This window comes from uncultured Methanobrevibacter sp. (assembly GCF_905235195.1).
Lineage (GTDB): Archaea > Methanobacteriota > Methanobacteria > Methanobacteriales > Methanobacteriaceae > Methanarmilla.
The window spans coordinates 24,230-35,967 of the sequence record NZ_CAJOKH010000018.1 but is presented as its reverse complement, the minus strand read 5'-3'; the positions used below and the strand labels follow the sequence as shown (position 1 = coordinate 35,967).

Here is an 11,738-nt window from a genome sequence, read left to right as displayed (position 1 = left end):
TCTTTACCTACATAAGTTAAAGGTAACAATTGTTTTAAACACCATATAAATTTAGATAACATAATATTAAAAACACCCCCTGTAAATTAGAGAAAATGTAATTATCTATCAATAAATAAAAGTGAGAAATTAGAAAACACATATCAAATTAAAAATAAATTACAAAAAATAGAGATTATTAATAGTAGATCATTACTATAACATATCCCTAAAATATTAGTTGGTTACATTATATATAATTGAAATTAAGAATGAATTTACATAATGGTTAAGTTTATATATGAAAAATAAAAATTAAATTAGTAATTAACAGAATTTTGAATAAGTTTCATTGATTTTACTTTCTAATTTATTTATAGCTGTTTCTTCAATTAGATTAGCTTTATCTCGATTATTATATGCTTCAATAACAGCATCACCTAATTTATTTTCAATATTCTTATCATATGGGGCTAAAATTTTTATTTTATTAAGTAAATCTCCCGATTCAGCAATTTCATCTACATTAGAGCCATAAACTATGTGGTCAAGTTGAATTTGTGCATAATCACTTAATAGGAATAGTAATAAATATCCTGGATTAATAGATTCATTTTTTGGTACAAATCTAATTAAATGGTTAGTAGCAGTCCAATTATCCCAATATTTGCTAACTAATGATAAATTACCTATTGTTCCTGAACCTGTTAATAAAATCATTCCTTCCTTTACAACATATTTTTCAATATTTTTCATTCCAGAATAGATTCTTTTAAGACCTTGAGGTTTAATTTGAGTTATATGGCTTCCTTGTAATAAAGGAACACTTTCATTTTCGTCATCAACATAATTTCTTTTAAATCTGGGTGGAACATAAATATCAACAAAATCTTCCAAGTTACATAAATAAAATTCATCAGATTCAGCCTTTTTCGATAAATTTTTCATGTTATTAGTATATATAGGGTCATGAAAAGAACCATCAAATCTACATTGTAATTGATTAGCATTTACATTAAAGCATCTATTTTTATCATAATTTTCATCGATGCCATTTTTAATCTGTTTGGGACCAATTATTGGCAAATTAAAGAAATCATATAAATTTTTTATACTAGTTTGCATCGAAAATTGTGCATTTTCACGTATTTCATGTGATTTAATAATCAAATCATTTATTTCATCCTTTAACTCATAAAATATTGGAATTTTTAAAAGTTCAATATGTTCAGGATTAATATGCTTTACAGTAGAACCATATTCATGTCGTTTAATTAAATTTTTTCCCATGTTAGTATTAATAAAAGCATAAATATATCCTAAATAATCACTAGAAACTGACAGTCTAATCATATCATTTGATATGACAAAATTTTTAAATAAATTATTAGAAATTATGGAACGACCAGTAGTGCCAGAACATGTGATTAATAACCATTTATCAATTACTTGACAACTTTCAGGAAATTCCAAAGAATATTTTTCAGCACTTAATGGGAAGGTAAAAGTGTCTTTTGGAGATAAATATGGAAATCCATTTTCTTTTTCTACAAAAATTGTTTTTGCACGATTAGGAACATAATTACAATAAGATATTTCACTGATTTTTTTTATTTCAATACCATTTTCCTCAAATATTTTAATCATCATAACATATAATTCAACATCATTTTGATAAAAAGAGGAATTAAGACTATAATTATCTTTATTAAAATATTTAGTATTTAAATTGAAAAATTCAATATTATCATCTTCTACGAACAATTAAATCATACCTTCATTTTTAAGCCATTGTTTAAATCCTTCAACTACAAGAGGAAGTGAATCATCAATTATACACTCCCCATTTTCATCTAATATATTTTGACCATCAAGAGTTTGTTTATAAATAGGTTTTCCTCGCCTATCATGTCCAACTGTTTTAGGCAATGCCATAAATATGTCATAATCTTCATTAATTTTCTTTTCCACATCTGTTTTCTTTTTTAAGATTAAAACACTTGTTTGTGTACCAGTACTTGGTTGAAAAGTTTCGCCCGGCAAATCTATACTTGCTATAATAAAGTTTTCATGAAAAATATACTCTCTTAACCATTTTAATCCAGGATTACTCAATATACTATCTGGTAAAACAATAGCTAAATAACCTCCAGGTTTTAAAAAATCTAAACACCTTTCAATAAATAATTGTTCTGGTGGTAGAGATGACCTAGGATTTTTAGCTCCAAATTTAGATAATGTATATTGTTCTAAAATTTCTGGAACTTCAATTTTAATATTTGCTCCAAATGGAGGATTAGTAATAACAAGATCAAATGTTTCAAAACCAAATTGTTGTTGTGTTTGAAGAGGCCAATTTTTAGGCAAGTCTAAAGAATTTGCTTTAACTACATTAGATGAACCGTCTCCATGCATAACCATGTTCATTTGTGCAACTTTGACTAAAAATGGATTAAAATCAAGTCCATATAAATTATTGGAAGAGATTTCTTTTAACATATCTCTAATTTGAATATCATCAAATTTTTCATCTTCTAACATTTTCTTAATTGTATGGATAGTAGAAATCAAAAATCCACCTGTTCCCAATGCAGGGTCAAGAATTTTAATTCCACCTGGGCTAGTTATTTTATCTTCAGTGAATAGTGATAAAACCATTTCAGTAACCATTGAAGTTACATTTCTAGGTGTAAAAAATTCACCTTTATCGCCTCTTAAATTTGAACCAACAATTTCTTCATATGCTTCGCCTTTAATATCTATATTAGTATCTAACAAATTAAAATTATATAATTCTGAAACTATGTATTTTATAGTATGTATATTCAAGTTTATTTCTTCATTATCATTAAAAATAAAATCATATCTTTTTTTAACATGCATAAATAAATCATCAATCCTATTTTTAAAATTTTCATCTGATTCATCGGGCAATATATAAAACTTTAAAACTCGATTAAATTGTTCATCATACACTTTACAAAATATTAACTTTTGAAGCTCTTCAAAAGCTGTATCTTTATGTAAACCCTCATGAGCATAAATATAAGAATGTATTCTTTTGAAATTATGTTTTAAATTAATTGCAGGTTTCAAATAGTTCCTATCTGGAATGGGGATAGAGGATTCACCAAAACGAGGAATATCAGGAACTAAGATAAATTGTTTATCTTCAATTTTTTATAGACTATTTTTTCATTACCTGCCCATATACCATATTCACATTTTATAGAAGCAGAACAGTATGATTTTAATTGGTCTACACCCTCTTTTTTATCTGATGGTGAAACATCTTCTTTTTTTACCTCCACAATAATTATTATATTTTCTTGAAGGTGTTCTTCATTTTCTTTAAATATGACAATATCTGCTTTTTTCTTTTCTCTACCCATTTTAATTGTAAATTCAGCATCCATATCTTTGATACTATACCCATATATTTCGACCAGTAATCTAGCAAAATCTTGTCTAACTCTTTCTTCAGGAGTGTTTTTCCTCAACTTCCCAGTTATAAAACACTTAATTTTTTTAGAGGGTATTGAATTAATTTGAATGTCCTTTTCTTTTAGTGATTCCATTCTATCACAACAAAATATTTTATTATTAATAATTTTATCATTGTGTAAATAAATATTTTGTTATAATTATGTTTCGTAAAATAAGTGTTTAAAGAATTAGATTAAACAAAATAATAAAAGAAGTTAAAGGTTAAACTCTTAACCATTTCTTCTTATTATTCTCAATAATAGTCTCATAAACATCTTTCATATCCTTAATCTCCTCCTCAATCAAATCAACCTTTTCAGCTTTTAACCTTAATTCCCTATTCTCTTCTTGTAACTGCTTATGAGTATACTTTTCAACATCAATAACAAGCCGATACATATACCTCATATACACTTTTTTTAACAGATGGATTTTTCTTTGCATAGATACTTATCATACTATTTTTACTTCTACCCTCAAAAGCATCTATATGCTCGGAGGGCATTACTGTGTCTAAATCTCCATTTATGGGATTGGATAGGGTGGTTGCGAAGTATCTTCGTAGCATATGTATGTTTAGTTTATTGTATCTTTTCCACAAGATAAATTTTCCTTCTGATATATATTAGTAACTAAAGACAATTTTAATGAATAATTTAATAATAATAAAAAATTGAGGATACTAATTATGATAATGTTAATTCAGTTACACTAATACACATCAAAAAAAAATCAAATATGTTAAATATTGACCTTATTAAAATTTTTTTTAGGAATATTAGGAATTACAGATAATATAAAAATTAGTGAATAGGCACCTATTAGAAAACTTTAATTTTAAAGTATTCTTTTTTTTATCAATATAAATTTTTCTAGATTTTGTTATAATTTAATAATTAATAGAAAATTTATATTATTATAAATATAATATAAGTATACTAGTTTTACACATTGATAATATATTATATTAATAGTGTCTACTGGTACTATTAATAATTGATAAGAGTCTATTGGTTTTTATTAGAGGTATAATTATGACATATCAATATCTAGATGAAGATAATATAATACTTGTTCCAGATACAAGTGCTGTAATAGAAGGGATAATTTCTAAATTAATAGATGAGGAAAATCTTAACTATCCAGAAATTATTATTCCTGAAGCTGTTGTAGCGGAACTTGAATATCAGGCAAATAAAAATAGGCCTACAGGATTAATTGGTCTTGAGGAGTTAAAAAAATTACAGAAAATGTCTGAAGAGGGTATAATAGCAATTAGTTTCAGTGGTAAAAGACCAACAAATTATGAAATATCACTTGCAAAAACAGGTGAGATAGATGCTATGATTAGAGATGTAGCAAAAGAAAATCTTGGATGCTTAATTACTAGTGATAAAATCCAGGCTAAAAGTGCTGAAGCTATTGGTATTCTTGTTAAATATTATAAACAGGAATTTAAAGGTAATAAACCATTATCGATTTCTGACTATTTTGATGATTTGACAATGTCCGTACATTTAAAAGAAAATGTTGTACCTATGGCTAAGGTAGGTCTTCCAGGCCATATAGAGCTTAAACGACTTTCAGATGAGAAAATTAAATATAAAGATTTAGAAATATTAACCGAAGAAATTTTGGAAAAAGAAAGATATGACTCTAAAACTTATCTTGAAGCAGATATGGATGGGGCCATGGTTGTTCAATCTGGTGAATATAGGATATCTGTAGCTATTCCTCCTTTTTCTGAAGCAATGGAAATTACAGCTGTTAGACCAGTAGCTAATGTTTCCCTTAATGACTATAGATTATCTGATAAATTAATGGATAGACTTAAAAATAATGCTGAAGGAATATTAATATCTGGTTCTCCAGGTGCAGGTAAATCTACTTTTGCACAAGCTGTTGCAGAATTTTATAATGAAAACAATAAAATTGTTAAAACTATGGAAACTCCACGAGATTTACAGGTTTCTGATGAGATTACTCAATACTCTCCGCTTGAGGGAGATATGGAAAAAACAGCCGATATTTTACTTCTTGTAAGACCCGATTTTACAATTTATGATGAGCTTAGAAAAAGTTATGATTTTCAGATTTTTGCAGATATGCGTCTTGCAGGTGTAGGTATGATTGGTGTAGTACATGCTACAAGACCTATTGATGGAATACAGAGAATAGCTAATAGGATTGAATTAGGTGTTATTCCGTCTGTAGTAGATACCACTATTTACATTGAAGATGGTGAAGTTAAGGCAGTTTATGAAAATCGTCTTACCATTAAAGTTCCAACTGGAATGGTAGAATCAGACTTAGCAAGACCTGTTATTGAAGTTCGCGACTTTGAAACAGGAGAGCTTAAAAATGAAATATATACATACGGTGAGCAAACTATAGTTATGGATATAGATTTAATTGATAATTTTGATGATGTAAAAAGGGAAAAATCAGCTGTTGAAAAAATTGCTGAAAAAGAAATAAAAAGAAAGCTTAAAAAATATTTACCTCGTGCTAATATAAAGATTGATTTAATTAATTTAGATAGGGTAAATATTTATATCTCAGAGGAGTATATTCCTAAAATCATAGGTAAAAATGGTAAAAGAATTGCTGAGATTGAAAAAGATATAGGAATAAGTATAGGGGTAGATCCTATTGAATCATTAATTAAAAAAGAGCCATTTTTACTTGACTATTATATTAGTAAAAAACATATTATATTTGAATTTTCTGAGGAAGAAATAGGTAGCAGTTATGATATAATGGTAAATGGTAATTATTTATTTACGGCAACAGTTGGTAAATCAGCAGAAGTTAAAATTAGAAAATCAATTGATGTTGGTAAACGTATACTCGAAGCTGATGAGTATGGTTTTCCTGTAACAGGAATATACCGTGAAAATTAATTAAATTAAAATTTTGCATTATTTTAATTATCATTTATAAAAATTTATCCTTATAATAAATAAAAATATTTATTTGAAAAATAAATAATTTATAAAAATTTAAATTATAAAATTATTATTTATATAATTTAATGATAAAACTTAGGTGAAATAATGAAAATAGGTGCATCAACCCTAGCTTGTTTTAAAGAAGACATGAAAGTTAATTTAGATTTTTTTGAAGAAAATAAAATTGAATATGTGGAATTACTTTATGAATTCCCATCATGGAGCCTAGATGAAGATTTATTAAATAGTTATAATCTTAAATACACTATTCACTCTCCTATTTCTGATATTAATATTGCTTCATTAAATCCTTCTATAAGAAACGGATCTATAAAAGAGATTTTTAACTCTTTTCAAATTGCAAATGAATTGGATATTGATACTGTTGTTGTCCATCCAGGTAATATTCCTTTTTTAGCATTTGATTTTCAGGATAAAATCGATGAGATAAATAGAACTTCAATGACAGAAATTGCTGAGTTTGGATTAGATTTAGGTGTAAATGCAGTATTTGAAAATATGCCCAATATTAAAGGATTTACTTATAAAAAATTAGAGGATTTAAAACAATTTTTAATAGAAAATGATTTTAAGATGTGTTTAGATACAGGACATGCTAATACAATGAATTATTCTCCCGAAGAGATGTATCTTCCAATAGTTAAACATATTCATCTTAATGATAATTTTGATGAGAATGATGACCATTTAGCTCTTGGTGAAGGAAATATAGATTTAAAATCAATAATTAAAAATTATGAATCTAATAATTATGATGGAATTTATGTAATTGAGGTTAATAATAAAGAATCTATATTAAAAAGCCTGAATTATTTAAAGGCGTTAAAAGTCTAAGATATTTATAAAAATATTGAAGATAATAATAATATTATTAACCATATGATTTTATTCGATAAGTTTTTTATTTAAAAAGAACATATATTAATATTCGTTAATATAAATAAAAAATATTAAAATTATTTTTATCATTAAATATGTAAGGTCTTATAATGTTTTGGGATAAAAAAATAGAATGTATGGAAAGAGAAGAAATTAAAGAACTTCAGCTTGTAAAATTGCAAAATACAGTCAAATATGCTTTTGATAAAATTCCATACTACCATAAAAAATATTCAGAATATGAAGTATTTCCAGAAGATATTCAATCTTTAGAAGATATAGAAAAATTGCCATTTACAACTAAAGACGATTTAAGGCAAGTCTATCCTTTTGGTATGTTTGCAGTAAGTACAGATGAAATTATTGAAATCCACTCATCAAGTGGAACTACAGGTAAACCTGTTATAAGTGGATATACAAAAAAAGATATAGATAATTGGTCTGAAATACTAGCTCGTGGTTTAACAGAGTGGGGAGTTAGCTCAAATGATATTGTTCAAAATACTAATGGTTATGGTTTATTTACAGGAGGACTTGGAATACATTATGGGGCACAAAAAATTGGTGCAACAGTTGTGCCTATCTCAACTGGTCAAACTCGTCGACAAATTGAGCTAATGAATGATTTTGAAAGTACTTGTTTAATTGTTACACCTTCCTATGGTTTATATATGGGAGAAGTTGCAAAAGAAGAAGGTTTTAATCTCAAAGATTTTGGCCTAAATGTAATTGGTTTTGGTTCTGAAGCTTGGACTGAAGAAATGCGTAAAAGACTAGAAGAGACTTTTGGTGTACCTGCTTATAATATTTATGGACTTACTGAAATGATGGGGCCTGGTGTAGGTGTAGAATGTTCAAAACAAAATGGTCTTCACATTGCAGAGGATTACTATTATCCGGAGATTATTGATTCTTCCTCTGGTAAACATTTGCCTGAAGGTACTCATGGTGAACTTGTTTTAACAAATATTGAAAGAGAAGGTATGCCTGTCATTCGTTTTAGAACAAAAGATATTACTGCCTTAGATTATAATCCATGTGACTGTGGTAGAACATTCTGTAGAATGGAAAGAATTACAGGTAGAACAGATGATATGATTAAAGTTAAAGGTGTTGCAGTATTCCCTTCTCAAATTGAAAAAGCTTTACTTAAAATTTCAGAAATCGAACCTCATTATCAGGTTATTGTATCTCGTCCAGGTAATTTAGATGAAATCGAAGTAAAGGTTGAAACAGCACCAGAATTATTTTCAGATGATGTTAGAGAATTAATGAATATTCGCAATAAGATAGCTGATCATATTAAAAATGAGGTTGGTATTAAAGTAAAAGTAACTCTTGTAGAACCTAAAACTATTCCTCGCAGTACTGCAAAAGCTGTTAGGGTTATAGATAAACGTAATTTACATTAATAATATTAGATAAATTTACTTTAATTATCTAAATAATATAGATAATCATAATTTAGATTAATAATATAGATAAATTTGATTAATTATCTAATTTTTTATAAATATATAATAAGCTGTGATAATATGGAAAAAGTAAAACAACTTTCAATTTTTTTAACAAATCAAAAAGGAAAATTATATAATGTATTAAATATCTTAAAAGAAAATAATATTAATATTCGTGCATTATCTCTTACTGATACATCTGAATTTGGTATTTTAAGACTTATAGTAGATTGCCCTGATAAAGGTAAGGAATTATTAGAAAAGAACAATTATACAATTAAAATTTCTTCAGCTATAGCTGTTGAATTAAGTGATACTCCTGGAGGATTATCTTCTGTTTTAAAGATTTTAAATGATAATAACATAAATCTAGATTATATTTATGCTTTTACTCATGAATATTCTGATAAAGCTATTTTATTTTTAAGTACTCATGATTTAGATTTACTTATAACTGTTTTAAAAGAAAATTCTATTGAAATAGTGCCTTCTGATGAAATTTATAATTTATAGTTTTATAAATTTTATATTTAATTTATTTATTTAATTATTTTTTACACTTTTTCTTTTTTTTATCAATAATCTAATAATATTATTAAACTATTTTTTTTCTTTAAGTTTAATTATTAGATAAATTATTAAAAAAAATTATTAAATGATTAAAATTTTAGAAACTTTTATTTAATAATATTAACAAACTAATATTATTATATATTAAAATATAATTTTACATAATTGTTTTATAGAATTTTAACTAATTTGTGTTTTTTTATCTAAATTTAGTTAAAATTTATTTAATTTAATTAAATAATATTTAATTGTTAGTGATAAAATGATATTATTAGATAAAAATACAAAAGCTTTAGTTCAAGGAATTACTGGTAAACAAGGTTCATTCCATACTAAACAAATGCTTGAATATAATACAAATATTGTTGCAGGGGTAACTCCAGGTAAAGGTGGTAGGGATTTTGAAGGTGTACCAATTTATAACTCTATTGTAGAAGCTAAAGATGATTTAGATATTAATTCTTCAATAATCTTTGTACCAGCACCATTTGCAAAAGATGCAGCTTTTGAATCAATTAAATATTTTGATTTAGTTGTACTCATTACAGAACATATACCTGTTCATGATACTATGGAAATTGTAGAATTTGCAAAAAGAAATGATACTGTTGTTATTGGACCTAATACTCCGGGAATTATTACTCCTAGTGTTGGTAAATTAGGTATTATGCCAACACATATCTTCAAAGAAGGTAATGTAGGTCTTATCTCACGTAGTGGAACTTTAACCTATGAAGTTGCAAGTCAACTTACAAGATCAGGCATTGGTCAAAGTACCTGTGTAGGTATAGGCGGAGATCCAGTTACAGGTACTGATTATATTGATATACTTAAAAAATATGAAGAAGATGATGGAACAGATGCAATTGTCTTAATTGGTGAAATTGGTGGTAATGCAGAAGAGAATGCTGCAGAATTTATTAATGATAATCTTTCTAAACCTGTTGTTTCATATATTGCTGGTAGAACTGCACCTCCTGGAAAACGTATGGGTCATGCAGGTGCAATTATTGATGGTGAAAGTGGTACTGCAAAAACTAAAACTGAAAAATTTGAAAAATGTGGGGTACATGTTGCACGTAAACCTTCTGAACTTGTAGATTTACTTAAAAATGAAGGTATTAATTAATTAAATCTTTGTGTAGTGGTGTTATGGATAAATCTGAAATTATTGATAAGTTACTTAAAGGTGAGATGAAGCTTTATCAAATTGAACAATTCACTGATTCTATAGATGAGGCTATAACAGTTAGACGTGAATTTGTTGAAAAATATGCTAATACTAATTTAGATAATATTTCACATTACACTTTAGATATGGATAGTGCATTTAAGAAAAATATTGAAAACCCTATTGGTGCAATTCAAATACCGATTGGAGTAGTAGGACCACTTGATATTCATGGTGAAGAAGATTTTAGTGAATATTATGTTCCTCTTGCAACTTCTGAAGGCGCACTTCTTGCTTCAGTAAATAGGGGATGTTCTGCTATTAAAGCATCAGGTGGTGTAAATGCAAGAGTCATTGATGATAAAATGACAAGGGCTCCAGTTATTAAAGCTAATTCATCAGTTGAAGCCTTACAAGTTAAACAATGGTTTGAAGATAATTTCCAAGAACTAAAATCTATTGCAGAATCCACTACTTCTCATGGTAAATTACTTAAAATAGACCCAATTTTTGTAATTGGTGATTATGTTTATCCAAGATTTGTATACTCTACTGGAGATAGTATGGGTATGAATATGGTAACAATTGCAACAGAGAAAATATTGGATAAGATGTCTCAGGAAACTAATGCAGTTCATATTGCTTTAAGTGGAAATGTATGTGTTGATAAAAAACCTGCTGCAATTAATCTTGTAGAAGGAAGAGGAAAAACTCTTATTGCTGATGTGTTAATTCCAAAAGATGTTGTTGAAAATAAACTTAAAACAACAGCTTCGGCAATTGTTGAAGTAAACACTGCAAAAAATCTTATTGGATCTGCTGTTGCAGGTAGTTTAGCATATAATGCTCATTTTGCAAATATGGTTGCAGCTATATTTTTAGCAACTGGTCAGGATTTGGCACATATTAGTGAAGGTTCACTTGGTATTACAACTGCAGAAGATAGAAATGGGGATTTATATTTCTCTGTAAATATGCCCGATGTTCCAATTGCAACTGTAGGTGGTGGTACTTCTCTTGCAACAGCTAGTGAAGGATTAGATATATTGGGTGTTAAAGGTAACGGTGGGGCTCGTAAATTTGGAGAGATTCTTATATCAACTGTTCTTGCCGGAGAATTATCTTTAGTAGGAGCTCTTGCAGCAGGACACCTTGCTAGGGCACATCAACAACTTGGAAGATAATTTTATACTTATTATTAATTAAAATTTTTATTATACTTTT

11 protein-coding genes are annotated in these 11,738 nt (G+C 27.2%); 6 read left to right on the top strand and 5 right to left on the bottom strand.

The annotated features are described in order from the left end of the window. Positions 1-306: 306 nt before the first annotated feature. From QZ146_RS03035 to QZ146_RS03015, 5 genes are all read right to left on the bottom strand, one after another. Positions 307-1,743, bottom strand: a complete 1,437-nt coding sequence (locus tag QZ146_RS03035; RefSeq protein WP_295722174.1) for a restriction endonuclease subunit S — start codon at positions 1,741-1,743, stop codon at positions 307-309. Next, positions 1,744-3,075: a class I SAM-dependent DNA methyltransferase gene (locus tag QZ146_RS03030; RefSeq protein WP_295722173.1), complete on the bottom strand. Its 1,332-nt coding sequence runs from the start codon at positions 3,073-3,075 to the stop codon at positions 1,744-1,746. A gap of 56 nt (positions 3,076-3,131) precedes the next feature. Then, on the bottom strand, positions 3,132-3,557 hold the full coding sequence (locus QZ146_RS03025; protein WP_295722172.1) for a type I restriction enzyme HsdR N-terminal domain-containing protein: 426 nt from the start codon (positions 3,555-3,557) through the stop codon (positions 3,132-3,134). A gap of 130 nt (positions 3,558-3,687) precedes the next feature. Beyond that, on the bottom strand, positions 3,688-3,864 hold the full coding sequence (locus QZ146_RS03020) for a hypothetical protein (protein ID WP_295722171.1): 177 nt from the start codon (positions 3,862-3,864) through the stop codon (positions 3,688-3,690). Beyond that, entirely contained in the window at positions 3,845-4,066 is a 222-nt protein-coding gene (locus QZ146_RS03015) for a hypothetical protein (protein WP_295722170.1), read from the bottom strand. Before QZ146_RS03015 ends, QZ146_RS03020 begins: the two co-directional genes overlap by 20 nt. 433 nt (positions 4,067-4,499) lie before the next feature. Here QZ146_RS03015 and QZ146_RS03010 point away from each other — a divergent pair, with 433 nt between their 5' ends. The 6 genes from QZ146_RS03010 (at position 4,500) to hmgA (ending at position 11,698) form a co-directional block, all read left to right on the top strand. Next, positions 4,500-6,368, top strand: a complete 1,869-nt coding sequence (locus tag QZ146_RS03010) for a PINc/VapC family ATPase (RefSeq protein ID WP_295722169.1) — start codon at positions 4,500-4,502, stop codon at positions 6,366-6,368. Positions 6,369-6,521: 153 nt separating this feature from the next. Next, on the top strand, positions 6,522-7,271 hold the full coding sequence (locus QZ146_RS03005) for a sugar phosphate isomerase/epimerase (protein WP_295722168.1): 750 nt from the start codon (positions 6,522-6,524) through the stop codon (positions 7,269-7,271). Between the two features lie 155 nt (positions 7,272-7,426). Beyond that, entirely contained in the window at positions 7,427-8,728 is a 1,302-nt protein-coding gene (locus QZ146_RS03000) for a phenylacetate--CoA ligase family protein (RefSeq protein WP_295722167.1), read from the top strand. Between the two features lie 123 nt (positions 8,729-8,851). After that, a complete protein-coding gene (locus tag QZ146_RS02995) occupies positions 8,852-9,286 on the top strand; it encodes an ACT domain-containing protein (RefSeq protein WP_295722166.1) in 435 nt (144 codons plus the stop codon). 319 nt (positions 9,287-9,605) lie between these two features. Beyond that, entirely contained in the window at positions 9,606-10,472 is an 867-nt protein-coding gene (sucD, locus tag QZ146_RS02990; protein WP_295722165.1) for a succinate--CoA ligase subunit alpha, read from the top strand. A gap of 23 nt (positions 10,473-10,495) precedes the next feature. Continuing rightward, the gene (gene hmgA, locus QZ146_RS02985) at positions 10,496-11,698 is read left to right on the top strand and encodes a hydroxymethylglutaryl-CoA reductase (NADPH) (protein WP_295722164.1); all 1,203 of its coding nucleotides are present in this window, start codon (positions 10,496-10,498) and stop codon (positions 11,696-11,698) included. The last annotated feature ends 40 nt before the right edge of the window (positions 11,699-11,738 follow it).

Bases quoted from the DNA above. Each gene is read 5' to 3' on its own strand.
- QZ146_RS03010 (WP_295722169.1), top strand. From the start codon at position 4,500: ATGACATATCAATATCTAGATGAAGATAATATAATACTTGTTCCAGAT.
- QZ146_RS03020 (WP_295722171.1), bottom strand. From the start codon at position 3,864: ATGTATCGGCTTGTTATTGATGTTGAAAAGTATACTCATAAGCAGTTA.
- QZ146_RS03025 (WP_295722172.1), bottom strand. From the start codon at position 3,557: ATGGAATCACTAAAAGAAAAGGACATTCAAATTAATTCAATACCCTCT.
- QZ146_RS03005 (WP_295722168.1), top strand. From the start codon at position 6,522: ATGAAAATAGGTGCATCAACCCTAGCTTGTTTTAAAGAAGACATGAAA.
- sucD (WP_295722165.1), top strand. From the start codon at position 9,606: ATGATATTATTAGATAAAAATACAAAAGCTTTAGTTCAAGGAATTACT.
- hmgA (WP_295722164.1), top strand. From the start codon at position 10,496: ATGGATAAATCTGAAATTATTGATAAGTTACTTAAAGGTGAGATGAAG.
- QZ146_RS02995 (WP_295722166.1), top strand. From the start codon at position 8,852: ATGGAAAAAGTAAAACAACTTTCAATTTTTTTAACAAATCAAAAAGGA.
- QZ146_RS03000 (WP_295722167.1), top strand. From the start codon at position 7,427: ATGTTTTGGGATAAAAAAATAGAATGTATGGAAAGAGAAGAAATTAAA.